Annotated in this window: 19 protein-coding genes; 16 read left to right on the top strand and 3 right to left on the bottom strand. The window is 64.8% G+C overall.

Annotation, left to right across the window (positions count from 1 at the left end):
• The first annotated feature begins 81 nt into the window (after nt 1-81).
• Together ligA and recG are read left to right on the top strand one after the other, a co-directional pair.
• Complete coding sequence (gene ligA, locus P1K30_RS02855; protein ID WP_379562027.1) at nt 82-2,454, top strand: NAD-dependent DNA ligase LigA; 2,373 nt, start codon at nt 82-84, stop codon at nt 2,452-2,454.
• Nucleotides 2,451-4,541, top strand: a complete 2,091-nt coding sequence (recG, locus tag P1K30_RS02850; protein WP_275631155.1) for an ATP-dependent DNA helicase RecG — start codon at nt 2,451-2,453, stop codon at nt 4,539-4,541. The genes ligA and recG overlap by 4 nt, the downstream gene beginning before the upstream one ends.
• 587 nt (nt 4,542-5,128) lie before the next feature.
• On the opposite strand, the gene P1K30_RS02845 is transcribed toward recG, so the two are convergent.
• Entirely contained in the window at nt 5,129-5,830 is a 702-nt protein-coding gene (locus P1K30_RS02845; protein WP_275631154.1) for a PAS domain-containing protein, read from the bottom strand.
• Nucleotides 5,831-5,983: 153 nt separating this feature from the next.
• Between P1K30_RS02845 and P1K30_RS02840 the strand changes: the two genes are divergently transcribed.
• From P1K30_RS02840 to P1K30_RS02785, 12 genes are all read left to right on the top strand, one after another.
• Complete coding sequence (locus tag P1K30_RS02840; RefSeq protein ID WP_275631153.1) at nt 5,984-6,862, top strand: YicC/YloC family endoribonuclease; 879 nt, start codon at nt 5,984-5,986, stop codon at nt 6,860-6,862.
• Between the two features lie 3 nt (nt 6,863-6,865).
• Complete coding sequence (gene gmk, locus P1K30_RS02835) at nt 6,866-7,510, top strand: guanylate kinase (RefSeq protein ID WP_275631152.1); 645 nt, start codon at nt 6,866-6,868, stop codon at nt 7,508-7,510.
• A complete protein-coding gene (locus P1K30_RS02830; RefSeq protein ID WP_275631151.1) occupies nt 7,507-8,034 on the top strand; it encodes a gamma carbonic anhydrase family protein in 528 nt (175 codons plus the stop codon). The genes gmk and P1K30_RS02830 overlap by 4 nt, the downstream gene beginning before the upstream one ends.
• 35 nt (nt 8,035-8,069) lie before the next feature.
• Nucleotides 8,070-9,263, top strand: coding sequence for a trans-sulfuration enzyme family protein (locus P1K30_RS02825; protein ID WP_275631150.1), 1,194 nt, complete (start codon nt 8,070-8,072; stop codon nt 9,261-9,263).
• Nucleotides 9,260-10,279: a sensor histidine kinase gene (locus P1K30_RS02820; RefSeq protein ID WP_275631149.1), complete on the top strand. Its 1,020-nt coding sequence runs from the start codon at nt 9,260-9,262 to the stop codon at nt 10,277-10,279. The genes P1K30_RS02825 and P1K30_RS02820 overlap by 4 nt, the downstream gene beginning before the upstream one ends.
• A gap of 325 nt (nt 10,280-10,604) precedes the next feature.
• Nucleotides 10,605-11,645: a substrate-binding domain-containing protein gene (locus tag P1K30_RS02815; RefSeq protein WP_275631148.1), complete on the top strand. Its 1,041-nt coding sequence runs from the start codon at nt 10,605-10,607 to the stop codon at nt 11,643-11,645.
• Nucleotides 11,646-11,736: 91 nt separating this feature from the next.
• The gene (pstC, locus tag P1K30_RS02810; protein WP_275631147.1) at nt 11,737-13,200 is read left to right on the top strand and encodes a phosphate ABC transporter permease subunit PstC; all 1,464 of its coding nucleotides are present in this window, start codon (nt 11,737-11,739) and stop codon (nt 13,198-13,200) included.
• Complete coding sequence (pstA, locus tag P1K30_RS02805; protein ID WP_275631146.1) at nt 13,197-14,549, top strand: phosphate ABC transporter permease PstA; 1,353 nt, start codon at nt 13,197-13,199, stop codon at nt 14,547-14,549. Before pstC ends, pstA begins: the two co-directional genes overlap by 4 nt.
• 26 nt (nt 14,550-14,575) lie before the next feature.
• Nucleotides 14,576-15,370 carry a phosphate ABC transporter ATP-binding protein PstB gene (gene pstB, locus P1K30_RS02800; RefSeq protein WP_275631558.1) on the top strand — a complete coding sequence of 265 codons (795 nt, stop codon included), beginning with the start codon at nt 14,576-14,578 and terminating at the stop codon, nt 15,368-15,370.
• Between the two features lie 4 nt (nt 15,371-15,374).
• Nucleotides 15,375-16,091 carry a phosphate signaling complex protein PhoU gene (gene phoU / locus P1K30_RS02795; RefSeq protein ID WP_275631145.1) on the top strand — a complete coding sequence of 239 codons (717 nt, stop codon included), beginning with the start codon at nt 15,375-15,377 and terminating at the stop codon, nt 16,089-16,091.
• Nucleotides 16,091-16,780 (top strand): phosphate regulon transcriptional regulator PhoB, encoded by a 690-nt coding sequence (gene phoB, locus P1K30_RS02790; protein ID WP_275631144.1) that lies wholly within the window; start codon nt 16,091-16,093, stop codon nt 16,778-16,780. Before phoU ends, phoB begins: the two co-directional genes overlap by 1 nt.
• Nucleotides 16,781-17,111: 331 nt before the next feature.
• Nucleotides 17,112-17,885, top strand: coding sequence for a LuxR family transcriptional regulator (locus P1K30_RS02785; RefSeq protein ID WP_275631143.1), 774 nt, complete (start codon nt 17,112-17,114; stop codon nt 17,883-17,885).
• An 876-nt stretch (nt 17,886-18,761) separates the two neighbouring features.
• On the opposite strand, the gene tsf is transcribed toward P1K30_RS02785, so the two are convergent.
• Both tsf and rpsB read right to left on the bottom strand, forming a co-directional pair.
• The gene (gene tsf, locus P1K30_RS02780) at nt 18,762-19,637 is read right to left on the bottom strand and encodes a translation elongation factor Ts (protein WP_275631142.1); all 876 of its coding nucleotides are present in this window, start codon (nt 19,635-19,637) and stop codon (nt 18,762-18,764) included.
• 91 nt (nt 19,638-19,728) lie between these two features.
• Nucleotides 19,729-20,529: a 30S ribosomal protein S2 gene (rpsB, locus tag P1K30_RS02775; protein ID WP_275631141.1), complete on the bottom strand. Its 801-nt coding sequence runs from the start codon at nt 20,527-20,529 to the stop codon at nt 19,729-19,731.
• Nucleotides 20,530-20,752: 223 nt separating this feature from the next.
• On the opposite strand from rpsB, the gene P1K30_RS02770 reads away from it, so the two are divergent.
• Together P1K30_RS02770 and P1K30_RS02765 are read left to right on the top strand one after the other, a co-directional pair.
• Nucleotides 20,753-21,640, top strand: a complete 888-nt coding sequence (locus P1K30_RS02770) for a PfkB family carbohydrate kinase (protein ID WP_275631140.1) — start codon at nt 20,753-20,755, stop codon at nt 21,638-21,640.
• Nucleotides 21,637-22,545, top strand: a complete 909-nt coding sequence (locus P1K30_RS02765) for a pseudouridine-5'-phosphate glycosidase (protein ID WP_275631139.1) — start codon at nt 21,637-21,639, stop codon at nt 22,543-22,545. The genes P1K30_RS02770 and P1K30_RS02765 overlap by 4 nt, the downstream gene beginning before the upstream one ends.
• The last annotated feature ends 82 nt before the right edge of the window (nt 22,546-22,627 follow it).

Genomic DNA, 22,627 nt, shown 5'->3' with positions numbered 1-22,627 from the left:
GCACTCGGGAGGGCCCAATCGGTGGCGACTGAAAAAGCGGTAGCAGAGCTAAGCGAAACGGAAGCCGCGCAAGAGCTTGCGATGCTGGCCGACAAGCTGGCCCGGGCGAACGCGGCCTACCACACCGAAGACGCGCCCGAGATATCGGACGCGGAGTACGATTCGCTCAAACGCCGCAATGCCGAGATCGAAGACCGGTTTCCCGACCTGAAGCGCGAGGACAGCCCGTCCGAACAGGTCGGCGCACCGGTCAGCGAAAGCTTCGCCAAGGTCGAACACTCGGTGCGGATGATGTCGCTGGCCAACGCCTTCGCCGACGAGGACGTGCGCGACTTCAACGACACCGTCCGCCGCTATCTTGGCCTGCGCGACAGCGATGGCGGGCTGGCCTATACCGCCGAGCCGAAGATCGACGGGCTTTCCTTAAGCATCCGCTACGAGAACGGCAAAATGGTCAGCGCCGCGACCCGTGGCGACGGCGCGGTGGGCGAGAACGTCACCGCGAACGCCCGCACCATCGACGACATTCCCGAAACGATCGAGGGCGCGCCAGAGGTGCTGGAGGTGCGCGGCGAGGTCTACATGAGCCACGCCGATTTCGAGGCGCTGAACGCACGCCACGCGGAAACCGGCGGCAAGACCTTCGCCAACCCGCGCAACGCCGCCGCTGGCAGCCTGCGCCAGATCGACCCGAAGATCACCGCCGCACGCCCGCTGAAGTTCTTCGCCTACGCCTGGGGCGAGTTGAGCGAACCGCTGGCGGACACCCAGATGGGCGCAATCGAACGGTTCGCGAAGCTTGGCTTCCAGACCAACCCGCTGACCCGCGTCTGCGACGGCATCGACGAAATGCTGGCCCATTACCGCGATATCGAGGAACAGCGCGCGACGCTGGGCTATGACATCGACGGCGTGGTCTACAAGGTCGACGACCTCGACCTGCAGCGGCGGCTTGGCTTCCGCTCGACCACGCCCCGCTGGGCCATCGCGCATAAATTCCCCGCCGAACTCGCGTGGACCCGGCTGGAAAAGATCGAAATTCAGGTCGGCCGCACCGGCGCTTTGTCGCCCGTCGCGCGCCTGACCCCGGTCACCGTCGGCGGCGTGGTGGTGTCGAACGCGACACTGCACAACGAGGATTACATCGCTGGCCGCGACGCCAAGGGCGAGCCGATCCGCGACGGCAAGGACATCCGCGAAGGCGACTGGGTGCAGGTCTATCGCGCAGGCGACGTGATCCCCAAGGTGGCGGACGTCGACCTGTCGAAGCGACCCGACGATGCGACGCCCTACGCGTTTCCGCACGTCTGCCCCGAGTGCGGATCGGAAGCGGTGCGCGAAGAGGGCGACGCGGTGCGCCGCTGCACCGGCGGCCTGATCTGCCCGGCGCAGGCGGTCGAGAAGCTGAAGCATTTCGTCAGCCGCGCCGCCTTCGACATCGACGGTCTGGGCGCGAAACAGATCGAGATGTTCTACAATATTTGTTGGATATCCGAGCCGGCGCACATCTTTAAACTAGGCAAAACCGATGGGCCGAAGCGCGTATTAGCTAAAGATCCTGAGCAATGGTTAGCTCGCCTTGAAAAGACGAGCCATAACGATACGGATAGATGGCAAGATACGCTGAGCAGCTTGGCGGAAACGATACGCAGTGCAGGATTGCCTGCATCCGAGAATGACCCGAAGCAATTGGTCCAAGCGGTTCGTCTGCTGGCGACAAAACCTCTTTCCAAGATAAAAGGATTTGGCGAGAAAAGCGCGATCAAGCTGTTCAACGCGATTGACGAAAAACGGAAAACACCGCTGAACCGGGTGATCTTCGCGCTTGGCATCCGCCACGTCGGCGAGGTCGCCGCCGCCGATCTGGCCCGGCATTTCAACAGCTGGGACGCCTTTACCAAGGCCGTCGACACCGCCGGTCCGGCCGCGCAGCGTCACCTGAAGGCCGAGGACGCGGTGACGCGCGAACGTCAGCAGGCCGCCGACGCGGGCCGCCGCGCCCAGATCACCGCCACCCGCGACATGGTCTGGGCCGAATATCCCTCCGTGGCGCCAGAGGCCAAAGCCGCGTGGGACGACATCGTCGGCATCGACGGGATCGGCGCGACGGTCGCCGTGTCGTTGGTGACGACGTTCCAGCAAGAGGCCGAGCGCGCCTCGATCGACCGGTTGGCGGCGGAACTGGACGTGCAGGACGTGGCGGCGCCCGCGACGTCGGACAGTCCGGTGGCGGGAAAGACGGTGGTGTTCACCGGCACGTTGGAAAAGATGACCCGGGCCGAAGCCAAGGCGCGGGCCGAGGCGCTTGGCGCGAAGGTGTCGGGAAGCGTCTCGGCCAAGACCGACCTGCTGGTGGCGGGGCCGGGCGCCGGGTCGAAGGCAACGAAGGCCGCGGACCTTGGCGTTGAGACGATCGACGAGGACGGCTGGCTGGCCCTGATCGGCGACGCATGAGCACCCGTCCCGAACGCCTGTTCCCGCTGTTCGCGGAGATCGAGACGCTGGAAGGCGTCGGGCCGAAGATCGCCAAGGCGTTGGAAAAGATCGGCATCACCCGGCCGCGCGATGTGGTGTTCACGCTGCCGTATTCCGGCATCGACCGACAGCGCCGCGCGACGGTGCAGGGGCTGGACCTGCCTGCCACCGTGACCGTCGAGGTCGAGGTCGGGCGCCACATGCCTGGCCGCAGCCGGTCGGCACCGACGCGGATCGAGGTGACCGACGCCCAGACGACCTTTCAACTGGTGTTCTTCCACGCGCGCGGCGATTGGCTGATGAAACAGCTGCCGCCCGGCGAACGGCGGCTGGTGTCGGGCAAGGTCGAGATGTTCGATGGCATGGCCCAGATGGTTCACCCCGACCACGTTCTGCCGCCGGACGAGGCCGACGAGATCCCGCCGTTCGAGCCGGTGTACCCGCTGACCTCGGGCGTCACCCAGCGGACCATGATGAAGGCCGCCCAAAGCGCGCTGACCCGGGTGCCGGAGCTGGACGAGTGGATCGACCCCGGCCTGCGCGCGCAGGAAGGCTGGCCGGCGTGGCATACGGCCGTCGACACAGCGCACAACCCGCTGGGGCTGGCCGAGATCGCCGCGACATCCCCCGCGCGGCAGCGGCTGGCCTATGACGAGTTGCTGGCGCACCAGCTGACACTGGCGCTGGCACGTTCGGCGCTGAAAAAGGGCAAGGGCATTCCAACAGTCGGCGACGGGCGGTTGCGGCGCAAGGTGCTGGAGTCATTGCCTTATACGCCCACCGGCGCCCAGACCCGCGCGGTGGCCGAGATCGCCGAAGACATGGGGCGTCCGCTGCGGATGAACCGGCTTCTGCAGGGCGACGTCGGCGCGGGCAAGACGCTGGTCGCGCTGCAGGCGCTGCTGGTCGCGGTCGAGGCGGGCGGGCAGGGCGTCATGATGGCCCCGACCGAGATCCTTGCGCGGCAGCACCTAGAGGGGCTGAAGCCGCTGGCAGAGGCGGCGGGCGTCGTGCTGGAGATCCTGACCGGCCGCGACAAGGGATCCGAGCGGAAGGCGAAGCTGGCGGCGCTGGAACGCGGCGACATCCAGATCCTTGTCGGCACCCACGCCGTGTTCCAGCGCGACGTGGTGTTTCAGGATCTGCGGCTGGCCGTGGTCGACGAACAGCACCGGTTCGGCGTTGCCCAGCGGATGGAACTGGGCGCCAAAGGCCGCGCGGTGGACGTGCTGGTGATGACCGCCACGCCGATCCCGCGCTCGCTCAGCCTTGCGCAATACGGCGACATGGACGTGTCGGTGCTGGACGAAAAGCCGCCGGGGCGAAAGCCGATCGCGACGGTTCTGGTCTCGACCGGGCGGATGGACGAGGTCGTCGGCCGCCTGCGCCACGCGATGGACGAGGGGCGGCAGGCCTATTGGGTCTGCCCGCTGGTCGAGGAAAGCGAAAGCGTCGACATGACCGCCGCCGAAGAGCGGTTCAAGCACCTGCGTGCCGCGCTGGGAGAGGGCAACGTCGGGCTGGTCCACGGCCAGATGCCGCCCCGCGACAAGGACGCCGCGATGGCGCGCTTTGTGTCCGGCGAGACCAAGGTGCTGGTGTCCACCACGGTGATCGAGGTGGGCGTGAACGTGCCCAACGCGTCGATCATGGTGATCGAGCGGGCCGAAAGTTTCGGGCTGGCTCAGTTGCACCAGCTGCGGGGCCGGGTCGGGCGGGGCGAGGCGGCCTCGACCTGTTTGCTGATGTACCAGTCGCCCCTGACCGAAACCGGTCGGCGGCGCTTGGAAACGCTGCGCGAGACAGAGGACGGCTTTCGCATCGCCGAGGAGGATCTGGCGATGCGCGGCGCGGGCGATCTGATCGGCACCGCACAGTCCGGCCTGCCAAGGTTCCGCATAGCCGATCTGGAACGTCAGTCGGCGCTGATGGCGCTGGCCCAGTCGGACGCGCGCAAGCTGCTGCATGATGACCCAACGCTGGAAACCCCACGCGGGCAGGCGGCGCGTGTTCTGCTGTGGCTTATGGAACAGGAAAAAGCGATCCGTTTGATTTCAGTCGGTTAGCCGCCCGCTGCCCGTTTGTTCGCGAATGTTCTCATAAAGTTCTTTACAAATGGAACACTGCATGAGAACAAAGGAGAAACAACAGGGAACATCGACATGCTGACTGAAATGAAAAACGTAGTGACCCGTTCTTCCTCGACGCTGCTTCAGGACGCCGCCGGCGCCGCCGCATTGGTCCTGATGCTGGTGATCGGCCTTAACCTTCCCGGTCTTCTCTAGTCTTGTTTTCCAAGTTCTTTCGTTAGTTTCTTTTCACGAGTTCTGCCTGCGTTCTGTCATCCCGCCGGTCATCGCGCACTGTCCCAATCCCACGCGCGCTGGCCAGTTCGCCTGATCCTGGCCTTTCCCGGGGCAAGCCTCGCGCCCCGCGACCGGCGCCCGATCGAACAGACGCTTTTTTGCCGCCGCACTCCTCGTCCCGGAGTGCGGCGGTTTTTTTATGTTCCGCGCAGGGGGATCGTGCCGGGCGTCTATGCGTGGGCACCTGTGCAGCGTGACCGTCGCACCGAAAAAGGCGCTGTGCCCTGACCGGCGCCGCGCCTTTTGGTGGGTCGCTGCCGTGCCTCGGGTCAAATGCAGCGCCCGCGTCAGTCCCTGTCGGTGTCCGGTTGCACCAGCCGCAAGCTGGGCCGCTGGGCGCGGCTGCGGAACTGCATCGCCGGTTCGGCGAAACCGGTCGGCGCGGGGGCCTGCGTCAGGGTCGGAGCGTCGTCCGGTTCCGGCGCGGACGGTTCGGCGGTGGCCACGATGCGGCGCATCTGGACCTGATCGACGGTGAACCGGCGCGGCGCGCGGCCGATTTCGCCGTGGCTTTCCAGACAGGCCAGAATGCGCGGGTTGCCCCGGCCTTCGGTGTTGGTCAGCGGCGCGAGGAACAGGCGCGCGGGCAGGGCAGGGCGACCGATGCCGCGCTGACCCGACAGCGAGATATCCGCGACCTGCGGCGTCGTGACGACCGCTTCCACTGCCTTCTGGATGCGCTCGCGCGCTTCGGGCAGGAAGAACGCGGTCAGCGGCATGCCCCGCACCTCCATCCCCAGCAGGTCGCGCAGATGCATCCCCGAGATCCGGACGCGGGCGATGCCCGGCGCGACGTGTTCCATCAGGAACGCGTATTCCAAAGCGGTGTCCATCCCGCGCGGGTCGACCTCGGCCCGGTCGGGCATCAGCCGTCCCTGCCGCAGCCCTTCCCAATAGGCGTCGACCTGTGCGATGGCCGGATACTTCAACGGTACAGCCTTTCCGAACAGCGATACGACATTATCGAACCCACGGTGCCGAAGCTCCATGACATTACCCCCACAGGGCACGCGTGCATTGTGGCGCGCGGACCCTTTTGTTAACTGCTATTTCAGATTCCTTACTCTTTCCTTAATCTCTCACAGATTGAGGCGAAATGGAGGCAAATACTTCCCAAATGGTTAACGTCCATGACTAAATCGATGACCGGTTTCGCCGCCGCCAAGGGCGCGGGCGAGGGCTATACCTGGGCCTGGGATATCCGTTCGGTGAACGCCCGCGGGCTGGACGTACGGATGCGCCTTCCCGACTGGATCGAGGGGCTTGAGACGCCGGTGAAGACCGCCGTGGCCGGGGTTGCCGCGCGCGGCAACGTGACGGTCAATCTCAAGCTGTCGCGGGAAGAGGGCGCCTCTGACGAACGTATCGACCGCGCCACGCTGGACCGGGTACTGGCCCAGTTGGCCGAGGTCGGCGCCACCGCCGCCGTGGCCGGGGTGCACCTTGGCAAACCCACCACGGCAGAGGTGCTGGCGATGCGCGGCGTGCTGGTCAGCGGCGGGTCGGACACCGAGATCGGCGCGCTGTCGAAAGCCATCGCCGCCGACCTTCCGGCGCTGGTGCAGGCCTTCGACGACATGCGGCAGGCCGAGGGCAGCGCGCTGAGCCGGGTGATCGAGGGGCAACTGGACCTGATCGAAAAGCTGACGGCAGAAGCGGCCGCGCTGGCCGAGGCGCGCAAGGACCAGATGGCCGACAAGCTGCGCGAGAACCTTGCGCGGGTGATGGACAACGTCGATGGCGCCGACCCGGCGCGGGTGGCGCAGGAACTGGCCGTGATCGCGGTGAAAACCGATGTCACCGAAGAGATCGACCGCCTGACCGCCCATGTCGCGGCGGCCCGCGATCTTCTGGCCACCGACGGCCCGGTAGGGCGCAAGCTTGACTTCCTCAGCCAAGAGTTCAACCGCGAGGCCAACACCCTGTGTTCCAAGTCGCAGTCGACCGAGCTGACCCGCGTCGGCCTTGACCTCAAGGCCACCATAGATCAGATGCGCGAGCAGGTTCAGAACGTGGAGTAGGCCATGACCGCGCGGCGCGGGCTTCTCATCATCCTGTCCTCGCCCTCGGGCGCGGGCAAATCGACCTTGGCCGCACGGCTGCGGGACTGGGATCCGACGATCCGCTTCTCGGTGTCCGCCACCACGCGCGCGCCGCGACCCGGCGAGATGGACGGGCGCGAATACCATTTCATCGACGAGCCGCGCTTCAAGCGCATGGTGTCGGACGGCGACATGCTGGAACACGCCCATGTCTTCGGCAACTTCTACGGCTCTCCGAAGGGTCCGGTGGAACAGGCGATCACCGAAGGTTGCGACGTGCTGTTCGACATCGACTGGCAGGGCGCGCAGCAGATCCGAAATTCGTCGTTGCAGGACAGCGTGCTGTCGATCTTCCTGCTGCCGCCGTCGATTGGCGAGTTGCACCGCCGCTTGATCAGCCGCGCGCAAGACGACATGGCGACGGTTGAGCGCCGGATGAAGCGCAGCTGGGACGAGATCAGCCACTGGGACAGCTACGACTACGTGCTGGTCAACGACGACCTCGACGCGACCGAACGCCAGTTGCAGACCATCATCGACGCGGAACGGATGCGGCGGCCACGCCAGCCCGGCCTGACCGACGTCGTGCGCCGTCTGCAGATGGAGTTCGAGGATACCGCGCTATGACGCTGTACGCGCTGGGAGATTTCCTGCCCGAACTGCCCGAGGACGGCGATTGCTGGGTCGCGCCAGATGCGAACGTGATCGGGCAGGTCGTGCTGCACACCGGCGCATCGGTCTGGTTCGGCGCGACGCTGCGCGGCGACAACGAACCGATCGTGATCGGCGCGGGGTCGAACGTGCAGGAAAACACCGTGATGCACACCGACCCCGGCTGTCCGCTGACCGTCGGCGCGAACTGCACCATCGGCCACAAGGCGATGCTGCACGGCTGCACCATCGGGGACGGCACGCTGATCGGCATGGGCGCCACGGTCCTGAACCGCGCGGTGATCGGCGAAGGCTGCCTGATCGGGGCCGGCGCCCTGATCACTGAAGGCAAAGAGATCCCGCCGGGCTCGCTGGTGATGGGCGCGCCGGGCAAGGTCGTGCGCACGCTGGACGATGCCGCGCGGCAGGATCTGCTGGCGTCCGCCGAACGCTATCGCGCGAACATGCGCAGGTTCCGCAGCGACCTTCGCGCGCTGTAACATAAGTTTCGCACACCCCTGTCAGAAGGACGCCGATGACCGACTCTCCCAAATCCATCGTGCGCCGCACGCCCTGGCCCGAAAGCTCCAGCCGCGCGGTCGTGACGCCGCTGCAACCCTCTGTCGTCTATGCCTCGCCCAGCCCTTCGGCGCTGGATGACCAGTACGAGGGCCGCGCGAAGGGCTTCACCTATGCCCGCGAAGGCCACCCCAACGCCGAGGTTCTGGCCACCAAGATCGACGCGCTGGAAGGCGCCGAGGGCGGGCTGATCCTTGGGTCGGGCATGGCGGCGGTGACCGCGATGTTCTTCGGTCTGCTGAAACAGGGGGATCACGTCGTCGGAGGCAACCAGCTGTATGGCCGGTCGATGCGGATGATGCGCGAGGAACTGCCGCGCATGGGCATCACCACCACGCTGGCCGATCCGACCGACGCGGCGGCGATCGAAGCCGCGCTGACGCCGGACACCAAGCTGATCCTGCTAGAGGTCGTGTCGAACCCGACGCTGCGGGTCTCGGACGTGGACGGCATCGCGAAGCTGGCCAAGGAACGCGGTATCCTTCTGGCCATCGACAACACCTTCACCACGCCGCGCGGGCTGGTGGCCTATGACCACGGCGCCGACATCGTGCTGCACTCGGTGACCAAGCTTCTGGCCGGTCATTCCGACGCCACGCTGGGCTATATCGCCCTGCATGATCCGGTGCTGCGCAAGCGGGTCTACGACACCGCCGTCACGCTTGGCCTGACGCCAAGCCCGTTCGATTGCTGGCTGGCCGAACGCGGGCTGTACAGCTTCGAGCTGCGCTATGACCGCGCCGAGGAAAACGCCCGCAAGCTGGCCGACGCGCTGGCCGAAACGCCGGGGGTCCGGCGCGTGCTGTACCCGACGCGGCCCGATCACCCCGACCACAACCGGACCGTCGCGCTGTTGGGCGACCGGGGCGGCAACATGGTCAGCTTCGAGATCGAGGGCGGTCGCGACGCCACCGACGCGATGGTGCAGGCGGCACCGAACATCGCCTTCGCCCCGACGCTGGGCGACATCGGCACGACGCTGAGCCATCCGGCCAGTTCGTCCCACCGCGCGCTCAGCGCCGAGGAACGGGCGTCGCTGGGGATGTCCGAAGGGTTCTTCCGGGTGTCTGTCGGCGTAGAGGATGTCGACATGCTCATCGCCGAGTTTCGCACCGCCATCGCCGCCGCGATGGACGCCGCCGGAACATGACCGAGCTGCCGGTCGCCCCAATCCTCGCCGCCGTTCCGATGCCGCTTGTGCTGATCGGGCGGGACGAGCGGGTGATCGCGGCGAACCCGGCCGCGGCGCAGTTGTTCGGCACCGCGGCCGAGGGGTGGCACTATATCACCATCCTGCGCCAGCCGGTGCTGCTGGACTGCGTCGAAGCGGCGCTGAAGACCGGCGAGCGGCGCGAGGCGCGCTATTTGACCCGCGACGGCGAACGCGACGTGACCTTCAACGTGATCGCCGCACCGGCGGGCGAGGGGGTGATGCTGTCGCTGGAAGACATCAGCCATGTTCAGGCGGCGGGAGAGATGCGGCGCGATTTCGTTGCCAACGTCAGTCACGAGCTCCGCACGCCGCTGACCGCGCTGATCGGCTTCATCGAGACGCTGCAGGGTCCGGCCCGCAAGGATCTTGAGGCGCAGGCCCGGTTCCTTGGCATCATGGAACGCGAGGCAGGCCGGATGAGCCGCCTGATCGAGGACCTGCTGTCGCTGTCGCGCGTCGAAAGTCAGGAACGCGTGCGCCCGACCCAGAAGGTCGACATCGCCGGACTGGTGACGTCGGCGTCGATGACGCTTGGCCCGCAGGCCGGAGATGCCGATGTGACGCTGAAGGTGATCGGCGCCGAAGAGCCGGTCGAGGTGCTGGGCGACGGCGACCAGCTTCTACAGGTGTTCACCAACCTGATGGAGAACGGCATCAAATACGGTGGCGGCCTTGTCACCGTCGAGATCGCGCAGCAGGACCGCGACCCGATGCTGCGCGGCCCCGCCGTCCGGATCGAGGTCAGCGACAACGGCGAGGGGATCGACCCTTTGCACATCCCCCGGCTGACGGAACGTTTCTACCGGATCGACAGCCACCGCTCGCGCGAGATGGGCGGGACGGGTCTGGGCCTCGCCATCGTCAAACACATCGTGAATCGCCACCGTGGCCGGTTCCGAATCGACAGCCAGAAGGGGCAGGGCAGCCGCTTTACCGTGGTGCTGCCGGTCTGAACCGGCAAAACGCTCGCCCATGACACGACTCGTTCGGACGAGTCGGCCCGCCAAATGCGAACCGGACCCAACGCCCGCCGGCATTCCGTTACGGAATGGCGGATCTGCGCCGGTTTTCTGGATCCGCCCGAATTCCCAATGAAACAAGGGGTTGGAGCGGTATAAAAGGATGCGACGTGGCGTCTTTTCCGATGAACTTCCGGACTGTCATAAAACCGTTACGCAGGTGTCACAAAAGCTTCGGGCCACGGTTGGTAGGGACCGCCGCACGAAGGGGAAACAGTCACCGGAAGGGACCCCCGAGAAACCCAATCAGGAGCTTTACATGTCCTTTGCGAAACTGACCGCCTCCACCCTGGCGATCGCTGCCGTTTCCGCGACCGCTGCTGCCGCGCGCGACAACGTCCAGGTTGCCGGTTCGTCGACCGTTCTGCCCTACGCCTCGATCGTTGCCGAAGCGTTTGGCGAGAACTTCGACTTCCCGACGCCGGTCGTGGAATCGGGCGGCTCGTCGGCCGGCCTGAAGCGGTTCTGTGAAGGCGTTGGCGAAAACACCATCGACATCGCGAACGCTTCGCGCGCCATCCGCGACAGCGAAATCGAAGCCTGTGCCGCTAACGGCGTGACCGACATCATCGAAGTCCGCATCGGCTATGACGGCATCGTCTTCGCCAGCCAGATCGACGGCCCCGAGTTCACCGCCTTCGAACCGTCCGACTGGTTCAACGCGCTGGCCGCCGAACTGCCGGTCGACGGCGAGATCGTCGCCAACCCGAACATGACCTGGGCCGATGCAAACGCCGATCTGCCGGCCGTTGAAATCGCCGCCTTCATCCCGGGCACCAAGCACGGCACCCGTGAAGTCTTCGAAGAGAAGGTCCTGCTTCAGGGCTGCGAAGACACCGGCGCCATGGAAGCCTTCATCGCGTCCGGCATGTCCGAAGACGACGCCGAAGGCGCCTGCATGGCGGTCCGCACCGACGGCAAGTCGGTCGACATCGACGGTGACTACACCGAGACGCTGGCGCGTATCGACACCAACCCGAACGGCCTTGGCGTGTTCGGTCTGGCGTTCTACGAGAACAACACCGACAAGCTGAAGGTCGCCACGATGGGCGGCGTCGAGCCGACCACCGAGACCATCGCCTCGGGTGACTACCCGGTGTCGCGTCCGCTGTTCTTCTACATCAAGAAGGCCCACATCGGCGTGATCCCCGGCCTGAAAGAGTTCGCCGAGTTCTTCGTGGCGAACGAAATCGCCGGCCCGTCGGGCCCGCTGGCCAACTACGGCCTGGTGTCCGACCCCGAGTTGGCCGACACCCAAGCGAAAATCGCGAACGAAGAGACCATGTCCGGCGCGATGTAATCCGGCCTTGGCCTGATCAGGAGGCGGCCCTCGTGGCCGCCTCCGCCTTGTCTTCTGAATTCCTCGACGGAAAGCCTTGGGGGTTGCGTTAATGCCCGTCCTTTGGATCATCCTGATCATCCTGGCCCTTGCTGCGGTCGGTTACGTCATGGGCCGACAGCGCGCGCTGGCCAGCGCGGGCGGCGACAGCCGCATACTTCACTCGCTTCCTAGCTATTACGGGTCCAGCGTCGCGATCTTCACGCTGGTGTTTTCGCTTCTGGTGCTGGTGGGCTGGCTGACCATCCAGCCGATCATCGTCGACAACTCGGTCGCCGCGATGATCCCCGACACCGCCATCCCCGAAGCCAGTTCCCGCAGCCTTGTGATGTCCGACGTCCGCCGCGTGGCGAACGGGCTTGATCTTGCCGTTACCGGTGGCGCCATCAGCGCCGACGAGGCCCGCGCGATCACCACGGACAACACCGACATTCGCGCGCTTCTGGCGCAGGTGGGCGTCGCGCTTGGGTCCGAGGTCAGCGCCCCGGTGCTGGAGGCGGCGCAAAGCTATCGCCAGACCAGCGCCACGGGGCAGACGATGATGACCATCGCCGTGCTGGCCGTCGCCATCGCTGGCTTCGCCTTCGCCTTCCTGCGGACCCACAAGGATTTCCGCGCCCGCAACGTGGTCGAAACCGCCGTCCGCTATCTGCTGATCGTGGCAGCGTCGATCGCGATTCTGACCACGATCGGTATCGTCCTTTCGCTGATCTTCAACACCATCGAGTTCTTCCAGCGGTATCCGGCAGACGACTTCTTCTTCGGCCTGATCTGGTCGCCCAGCTTCGGCGGCGGGTCGCAGCTTGGGATCATCCCGCTGCTGTGGGGCACGCTGTACATCTCGTTCATCGCGCTGGTCGTGGCGGTGCCGATCGGCATCTTCGCGGCGGTCTACCTGTCGGAATACGCCTCTTCGCGGGTCCGGTCCTTCGCCAAGCCGTTGATCGAGGTGCTGGCCGGCATCCCGACCATCGTCTACGGCCTGTTCGCCCTGCTGACCGTCGGTCCGCTGCTGCTGTCGGTCTTTGGGCCGGACGGCACCGGCTGGATGGGCGCCGCGTCGTCGGTGATGACCGCGGGACTGGTGATGGGCATCATGCTGATCCCCTTCGTGTCCTCGCTGTCGGACGACATCATCAACGCGGTGCCGCAATCGCTGCGCGACGGGGCTCTTGGCCTTGGCGCGACCAAATCCGAAACCGTCAAGCAGGTGGTGCTGCCCGCCGCGCTGCCCGGCATCGTCGGCGCCATCCTGTTGGCGGCGTCGCGTGCCATCGGTGAAACCATGATCGTCGTGCTTGGGGCAGGGGCCGCGGCCCGCCTGTCGCTGAACCCGTTCGAGGCGATGACCACCGTCACCGCCAAGATCGTATCGCAGCTGACCGGCGACGCCGATTTCTCTTCTCCCGAGGCGCTTGTCGCCTTCTCGCTGGGGATGACGCTGTTCGTCATCACCCTCGCTCTGAACGTCCTCGCCCTCTACATCGTGCGCAAATACCGGGAGCAGTACGAATGACCGACGCGACCACGCAGACCGCCGAAAGCGGGCGCCGCACCAGTTCCCTGTACACGCTGGACGCCCGCACCCGCCGCCGCAACGCCGCCGAGACCCGGTTCAAGTTCTATGGCATGGCTGCCGTCGGCGTCGGGCTGGTGTTCCTTGTGATCCTGCTGGCGACCATCATCCGCAGCGGCATCCCGGCCTTCACGCAAACTTCGTTCGACCTACCGGTCGTGCTGGAAGCCGAGGCGCTGGACCCGAACGGCAACCGCGATCCGGCAGACGTCTCGAAGGTCTCGACCTTCGGGTACAACCCGCTGATCGATCAGGCGCTGGAACGTCTGGTCGCCGAGCACGGGATCGAGACCGAGATGTCGGGCGCCGACCTGCGCAAGATGGTGTCCTCGGGCGCCGCCGCCCAGATCCGCGACACGGTCATCGCCGACCCCGACTTGATCGGCGAAACGGTGACCTTCCGGGTTCTCGCCTCTAGCCGCGTCGATGGCTACATGAAGGGCCGTGTCACCCGCGAGGATCTGGCCCGCGACAAGAACCTTGATGCCGCGCACCTTGATATCGTCGATGTGCTGTCGGAAGAGGGCGGCCTTGCCCGCGCGTTCAACTGGGCGTTCATCACCGGCTCTGACGCATCGGAAAGCCGCCCGGAACAGGCCGGTATCGGTGTGTCGATGCTGGGCTCGCTTTTCATGATGCTGGTGGTCCTGCTGCTGGCGCTGCCGATCGGCGTTGCGGCCTCGATCTACCTTGAGGAATTCGCGCCCAAGAACCGCTGGACCGACCTGATCGAGGTGAACATCTCGAACCTAGCCGCCGTGCCGTCCATCGTGTTCGGTATCCTTGGCCTTGCGGTGTTCATCCAGCTTGTCGGCCTGCCGCAATCGGCGCCGCTGGTGGGTGGCCTTGTGCTGACGCTGATGACGCTGCCGACCATCATCATCTCGACCCGCGCGTCGCTGAAGGCGGTGCCGCCGTCGATCCGTGACGCCGCGCTGGGGGTAGGGGCCTCGAAAACGCAGGCCGTCTTCCACCACGTCCTGCCGCTGGCGATGCCCGGCATCCTGACCGGCACCATCATCGGACTGGCGCAGGCGCTTGGCGAAACCGCGCCGCTGCTGTTGATCGGCATGGTGGGCTTCGTCGCCTCGAACTACCCCGAGGGGATCGCCGAAGGCTTCCTGTCACCGAACTCGGCAATGCCGGCCCAGATCTACGAATGGGCCAAGCGCGCCGACCCGGCCTATTACGAACGCGCCTGGGGTGGCATCATTGTGCTGCTGCTCTTTCTCATGACGATGAACATCATCGCCATCATTCTGCGCCGCCGCTTCGAACGCCGGTGGTAAGGAGTAGTGAAATGAACATGACCGAAATGCCAATGACGGCCCAGAACGTGAAAAACATGCCCCAGAATTCTAAAATCTCCGCCCGCGACGTTCAGGTCTATTACGGCGAGAACCACGCCATCAAGGACGTGAACGTCGAGATCGAGGACCGCACCGTGACCGCCTTCATCGGTCCGTCGGGCTGCGGCAAGTCGACATTCCTGCGCTGTCTGAACCGGATGAACGACACCATCGACGTGTGCCGCGTCGAAGGCGCGATCGAACTGGACGGCGAGGACATCTACAACAAGAAGGTCGATCCGGTGCAACTGCGCGCCAAGGTCGGCATGGTGTTTCAGAAGCCGAACCCGTTCCCCAAGTCGATCTACGACAACGTGGCCTACGGCCCCAAGATCCACGGGCTGGCCAAGAACAAGGCCGACCTTGACGAAATCGTCGAAAAGGCCCTGCGCCGCGGCGCCATCTGGGACGAGGTGAAGGACCGCCTGCAGGCACCGGGCACCGGCCTTTCCGGCGGTCAGCAACAGCGTCTGTGCATTGCCCGCGCCGTTGCGACCGAACCGGAAGTCCTGCTGATGGACGAACCTTGCTCGGCGCTGGACCCCATCGCGACCGATCAGGTCGAGGACCTGATCGACGAACTCCGCAGCCAGTACTCGGTGGTGATCGTGACCCACTCGATGCAACAGGCCGCGCGCGTCAGCCAGAAGACGGCGTTCTTCCACCTCGGCAACCTTGTCGAGTACGGCGAGACCAACCAGATCTTCACCAACCCCAAAGACCCGCGGACCGAAAGCTATATCTCGGGACGGATTGGATAAGAGAATGCAGGACAAACACATCTCCACCGCCTTCGACCGCGACCTTGAAGGCCTTCAGGCGCTGATCATGAAAATGGGCGGGCTGGTCGAAGCCTCGATCCTTGAGGGCGTGCGCGCCTTTCTTGACCGCGACCAGGATCTTGCCGGCCAAGTCCTTAAGAACGATAAGAAAATCGACGCGATCGAAGAGGAAGTGAACGAGGAATCCGCTCGCATCATCGCAATCCGGAACCCGATGGCGACCGACCTTCGCACCATCCTGTCCGTGATGAAGATCAGCGGCAACCTTGAACGGGTAGGGGACTATACCAAGAACCTTGCCAAGCGGACCACCGTGCTGGCCACGCTTGCCCCGGTCGACGAAGCCGTGCCCGCGATCCGTCGGATGGCCCGCGACGTGCAGGCGATGCTGAAGGACTCGCTGGATGCCTTCGCACAGCGCGACGCCGAACTGGCGCAGCAGGTCATCGAGCGCGACGAGGAAGTCGACCAACTGTACAACGCCGTGTTCCGCGAGTTGCTGACGCACATGATGGAAGACCCGCGCAACATCACCGCCTGTATGCACCTGCATTTCATCGCCAAGAACATGGAGCGCATGGGCGACCACGTCACCTCGGTGTCCGAACAGGTCGTGTACCTTGTCACCGGCGAGATGCCCGAAGAACGGCGCACCAAAAGCGATGACACGCCGTTCATGTCCACGGACGGGGTCGTTTGATGGCTGCGGCGCAACCTAAGGTTCTGGTTGTCGAGGACGAACCCTCGCAACGCGAAGTACTTGCCTACAATCTTGAGGCCGAAGGCTTCTCGGTCGCGCGCGCCGGAACCGGCGACGACGCTTTGATGCTGGTCGAAGAAGAAGTGCCGGATCTCATCCTGCTGGACTGGATGCTGCCCGGCGTGTCGGGCATTGAGATCTGCCGTCGCCTGAAGACCCGACCGCAGACGCGGACCGTTCCGGTGATCATGCTGTCGGCGCGCTCGGAAGAAGTCGACCGCGTGCGCGGGCTAGAGACCGGCGCGGACGATTACGTGGTGAAACCGTTCTCTGTCGTCGAGCTGATGGCGCGCGTGCGGGCACAGCTGCGGCGAACGCGGCCTGCGGCCGTAGGGCAGCAGCTTGAGTTCTCTGACATCCTGCTGGACGCAGAGACGCACAAGGTGTCCCGCGACGGCAAAGAGCTGAAGCTTGGGCCGACGGAATTCCGTCTGCTGACGACCTTCATGGAAAAGCCGGGCCGCGTCTGGAGCCGCGAGCAGCTTCTGGACCGGGTGTGGGGCCGCGACATCTACGTCGATACCCGCACGGTCGACGTGCATATCGGACGGCTGCGCAAGGCGCTTGCCATTCACGGGGGGGACGATCTGATCCGGACCGTGCGTGGCGCCGGATACGCCCTAGGCTAAGTCCGATAATCGGTATTATGTAAATATTGGATGTACCGGGCCAACAGCGGCCCGGTGCCTTTTTCCACATGATTTGACGTGGAAAACCTGCGCTTTCCGGTGCCCGCGCGGCTTTGCGCGCCTCTTTGCCGAGACCGCAGATTTGCCGCACCCAATCCGCTTGAACACCTGATTTCCTAAACGTAATGGAACGTGTGAATTAAATTCCGCCCCGCGCTCGACACTCCGGCGTGGCGGCAAGTACGAGGCGACCGGCGGACTGTTGCGGTTCACCGGAGCGTGCAGGAAAGCGGTTGACCGGATGGCGAAAGTCATAATGATACAGAGCCGGATGAGGACCCCGCTGAAAGTCGGGATGACGATGCTGGATTATGTTGAACGAGTGATCTCGTCCACGACGATGGACGAGCTTTGGCAGATGCATTGCGACGCGATGGCATCCTACGGTTTCACGCGCCTGATCTATGGCATGGCGTCTTCGCGCGTGCGCAGTTCCTTGGGCGCCCGCGACGATTTCCTGATCCTCACGAACATCGGCGCCGGCTATATGGACACCTTCATCAATGAAGGCCTTTACCAGCACGCGCCGATGGTCCGCTGGGCCACCGAGAACAGCGGCGCCTGTTCTTGGGGCTGGATCGCGGAACACGCCGAGGCGCTGACGTCCAAGGAGCAGGAAGTTGTCGCGTTCAACGTAAAGCACGGCCTAACTGCCGGATATTCCATCAGTTTCGCCGAAGTTGGCGCGCGGAACATCGCGGCTGTCGGCCTGATCCCGGCGCCCGGCGTCGGTCAGGATGAGACCGATGCGATCTGGGAAAAGCATGGCCGCGAGTTGATCGCGATGAACAAGGTGCTGCATCTGAAGATCCTCAACCTGCCCTTCCCGCTTAGCCGCAAGGCGCTGACCAAGCGCCAGCGCGAGGCGCTGGAATGGGTCGGCGAAGGCAAGACGACGCAGGACATCGGCGTGATCATGGGGCTGACCGCAGCGACTGTCGAGAAGCACCTGCGCCTTGCGCGCGAGGCGCTGGACGTCGAAACCACCGCGCAGGCCGTCGTGAAGGCCAGCATGCAGAACCAGATCTTCCGCATCGAAGCCTGACTCGCCGCGCACGACGCTGCGCGCGTTTCACCCGAATCCCGGCTCCTGAGATTTCACACTTCGTGACGCAACGTTACGAAGTGATGAATGATTATCCCGAACCGCGGACGGACTAAACCTTGGGCTGTTTTCCCACAGATCACGCTCATCCGAAGCGTGCCAAAAACCGTTGGAATCACTCGCAAAACAAGGGTCGGACAGGATCATACCGAAAAGGTAGGGAATCCCTTACTTTCGTTAAGTCTCGCGAAAGGACAAAACAATATCAGTTCCGTGAGTGGTGGCATTAGCCAGGGAACAGCTGGTGGGGAAAGCCTTGTTATTCCAAGGACTACCGATCGGCACCGGGAGACCGGAACGCCAACCTGGACGCGTATAGTCAGCGGTCAGGTTGGCACACTGATAAAGGCGTCTTGTCCTCATCCCCAATTGTCGGGACGCCTTAAGAAAAAGACGATGCAGTCCGCGCCCGGATTGCATCGTTTTTTTTACGTTCGTTCTCGTTAGCTGAGGCGCCAGCAAACTGCGGCTAAGATCGCGAAGCCAACCACAATGCGTACCACGGTAAGGACAGAGATCCGGCCTTGCTGAGGCCCACCAGAGGTATCCCGCGATGCTCGCCTTTCAGCCCTATTGACCGCGCGACGAGAAAATTCACGCTCCGCGGCGCGATCCCCGCGAAGCATATGACCCTGCAAGCTCCGCTTACTCATTTGGAAATACTTCATTTCACAATCCCTGATAACTCAGTTGTCGATACTCGAAATTATTCTAACGCAACCCCAAACAACGCTACTGAAAAATAACGAAGGCCCCCCAAAAAAAACGCCCCCCGGATTTCTCCGAGGGGCGCTTTGAATGGTGTGCGTCCGGGGCTTAGCCCTGAGCGGCCTTGGCGACTTCGGCGGCGAAGTCTTCTTCGACCTTCTCGATGCCTTCGCCGACTTCAAGGCGAATGAAGCCCGTGATTTCGACGCCGGCTTCTTCGGCGGCCTTGGCCACGGTCAGGTCCGGGTTCACCACGAACTGCTGGCCCAGCAGCGTGACCTCGGCCATGAATTTCTTCATGCGGCCTTCGATCATCTTCTCGATCACGGCTTCGGGCTTGCCCGATTCACGCGCGATGTCGATCTGAACCTGCTTTTCCTTCTCGACCACGGCCGGGTCGAGATCGGCTTCGGACAGCGAGGCCGGGTTCGCGGCGGCGATGTGCATCGCAACCTGCTTGCCGAACGCCTCGTCGGTGCCTTTCAGCGCAACAACGACACCGATCTTGCCCATGTCGGTGCCGGCAGCGTTGTGGATGTAAGTCGCGATGGTGTCGCCCTGAACCTTCGCCATGCGGCGCAGGGTCATGTTCTCGCCGATGGTGGCGATCTTGTCGGTCAGCGTGTCGGCAACCGATTTGCCGCCAAGGTCGGCTGCGGCCAGCGCGTCGACGTCGTCGACCTTCAGCGCGGCTTCGGCGATGCCCTTGACCATCGTCTGGAATTCGCCGTTCTTCGCAACGAAGTCGGTTTCCGAGTTCACTTCCACGGCGACGCCGGTGCCACCGTCAACGGCGACGGCCACAAGGCCCTCGGCGGCGGTGCGGCCGGATTTCTTGGCGGCTTTCGCCAGACCTTTGGTCCGCAGCCAGTCGATGGCGGCTTCCATGTCGCCGTCATTCTCGACCAGTGCCTTCTTGGCGTCCATCATGCCTGCGCCGGACAGTTCGCGCAGTTCTTTCACCTGTGCAGCGGTGATAGCCATATCGGCTCTCCTCAAATCGAACGGATCAAGTCCCGAGGGCGGCCATAGCCGCCCGCGGTGACGTTTGGGTGACGGTCCGAAGACCGGAAGATCAGGCTTCGGCCTGCTCTTCCGTAGCGGCCGGTGCTTCGGCGGCGGTCTCTTCGTCCAGCATCTCGTCCGGCGTCTCTTCCAGAGCGCCGACGTCGACACCGGCGGCGTCGAGCTGGGCGGACATGCCGTCCAGAGCCGCGCGCGAGGCCAGGTCGCAGTACAGGGCGATGGCGCGGGCCGCGTCGTCGTTACCGGGGATGATGTAATCCACACCCTCGGGCGAGCAGTTGGTGTCGACGACCGCGACGACCGGGATGCCAAGCTTCTTGGCTTCGGCGATGGCCAGGTCTTCTTTGTTGACGTCGATCACGAACAGCAGGTCCGGAACGCCGCCCATTTCGCGGATACCGCCCAGCGAGGCTTCCAGCTTTTCGCGGTCACGCTCGATCGACAGACGCTCGCGCTTGGTCAGGCCTTCGGCGCCCTGCGCCATGCGCTCGTCGATGTCTTTCAGGCGAGCGATCGACTGCGACACGGTTTTCCAGTTGGTGAGCGTGCCGCCCAGCCAACGGTGGTTCATGTAGTACTGCGCGCAACGCTCGGCGGCGTCGGCGATCGGCTTCGCAGCCTGACGCTTGGTGCCCACGAACAGGATGCGGCCGTTCTTCGCCACGGTTTCGCGGATGACGTTCAGGGCCGCGTCCAGCATCGGAACGGTCTGCGTCAGGTCCATGATGTGGATACCGTTGCGTTCGCCGTAGATGAACTCGCCCATACGGGGGTTCCAGCGTTGGGTCTGGTGACCAAAGTGAACGCCAGCTTCCAGAAGCTGACGCATAGAAAATTCAGGCAGCGCCATGTCCATTTTCCTTTCCGGTTTACGCCTCGGCGGGACTGTTTGAAGCAAATGCTCAACCGGCGGACCATGCGGGATTTCTCCCCGCAGGGCCCAAGCCCCGCCTGTGAAGTGCGCGTCCCTTAAGCGATAGCCGGACAATGCGCAACCCCCGACACGCCGATCCGGGCCGGATGGCGATGGAAACGGGCTTGCCCCCTGCCCCGCAGGTTGCCACAAGCCGCATATGAACGACACCATCCTTTGCATCGGCGCCGTCCTGTGGGACGTGATCGGCCGCAGCCCGCGCCACATGCGGCTGGGCAACGACGTGCCCGGGCGCATCACCCGGATTCCCGGCGGCGTCGCCATGAACATCGCGATGACCCTGCGCCGGTTCGGGCTTCAGGCAGAGCTTCTGACCGCCATCGGCCGCGATGCCGAGGGCGACGAGCTGGTCGCCGCCTGCACCCGGATGGGCATGGGCACCGGCCACGTCTACCGGTCAGAGGATCTTCCAACCGACGTCTATATGGCGGTCGAGGGCGCGAACGGCCTGATCGCCGCCATTGCCGACGCGCATTCGCTGGAAGAGGCGGGCGACAAGATCCTGCGCCCGCTGACCGACGGATCGCTGGGCAGCGCCGATGCCCCCTACCCCGGCCTGATCGCGCTGGATGGCAACCTGACCGAAGAACTGCTGGGCCAGATCGCGCAAAGCCCCGCCTTCGCGGCTGCCGACCTGCGCATCGCGCCCGCCAGCCCCGGCAAGGCGGAACGCCTGTTGCCGCTGCTGCGCGCGCCGCGTGCCACGCTTTACGTGAACCTCGAAGAAGCCGGCCTGATATGCGCCGAGACGTTCGAGGACAGCGCCGCTGCCGCCCGGGCCATGCAGAAACGCGGCGCCGCCCGCGTGCTGGTCACCGACGGCAGCCGCCCCGCCACCGCCGCCGGACCTGACGGTCTGGTGACAGCCACCCCGCCCGAGGTTCTGGTGACCCGTGTCACCGGCGCGGGCGATACCTTCATGGCGGCCCACATCGCGGCCGAACTGGGCGGGGCCACCGGCGCCGCCGCGCTTGACCGCGCCCTGCAAGCCGCCGCCGCTCATATCTCAGGAGGCGCCGCCGGATGACCGAGCTGCACTTTTCCCCCGAAGTCGCCCAGGCCAAGGCCGAAGGCAAACCGCTGGTCGCGCTGGAAAGCACGATCATCACCCACGGGATGCCCTACCCCCAAAATGTCGAGACCGCCCGGCAGGTCGAGGATGACATCCGCGCCGCCGGCGCCGTGCCCGCGACCATCGCGGTGATCGAGGGACGCCTGCACATCGGCCTGACCGGCGACGAGCTGGACGCGCTGGCGCAGGCCAAGGACGTGCTGAAGCTGTCGCGCGCCGATTTCGCCGTGGCGCTGGCCACAGGCCGGACCGGCGCCACCACGGTGGCCGCGACGATGATCGCGGCGCACGCGGCGGGCATCCATGTCTTCGCGACGGGCGGCATCGGTGGGGTTCACAAGGGGGCCGAGCTGTCCTTCGATATCTCCGCCGACCTGCAGGAACTGGCGCTGACCCCCGTGACCGTCGTCGCGGCCGGTCCGAAGGCGATCCTCGACATTCCGAAGACGCTGGAAGTTCTTGAAACCAATGGCGTACCCGTGATCGCCTATGGTCAGGACGAGATCCCGGCCTTCTGGTCGCGCAGCTCGGGCCTGACCGCTCCGCTGCGGCTGGACAGCGCCGCCGCGATTGCCGCCGCGCAACTGGCGCGCACCGACCTGGGGCTGACCGGTGGCCAGCTGATCGCGAACCCGATCCCCGTGGCCGACGAGATCCCTGCCGCCGAAATGGCGAAGGCCATCACGCAGGCCACCGCCGAGGCCGATGCACAGGGCGTGTCCGGCAAAGCCGTCACGCCGTTCCTGCTGGACCGGATTTTCCACATCACCGAGGGCCGCTCGCTGGTCGCGAACATCGCCCTGGTGCGCAACAATGCGCGACTGGCCGCAGAAATTGCCAAAGAAATCACCGCGTCGTAACGGTCGCCCGTATATATTCGCACGCGACGTCGGGGCTGCCGTTGTGCGGCACCCTCGGCGACCCTACATTCGCAGTGTAACT

It is taken from the genome of Psychromarinibacter halotolerans (assembly GCF_029168315.1).
Classification (GTDB): Bacteria; Pseudomonadota; Alphaproteobacteria; order Rhodobacterales; family Rhodobacteraceae; genus Psychromarinibacter; species Psychromarinibacter halotolerans.
This window is presented reverse-complemented; position numbering and strand designations above follow the sequence as displayed.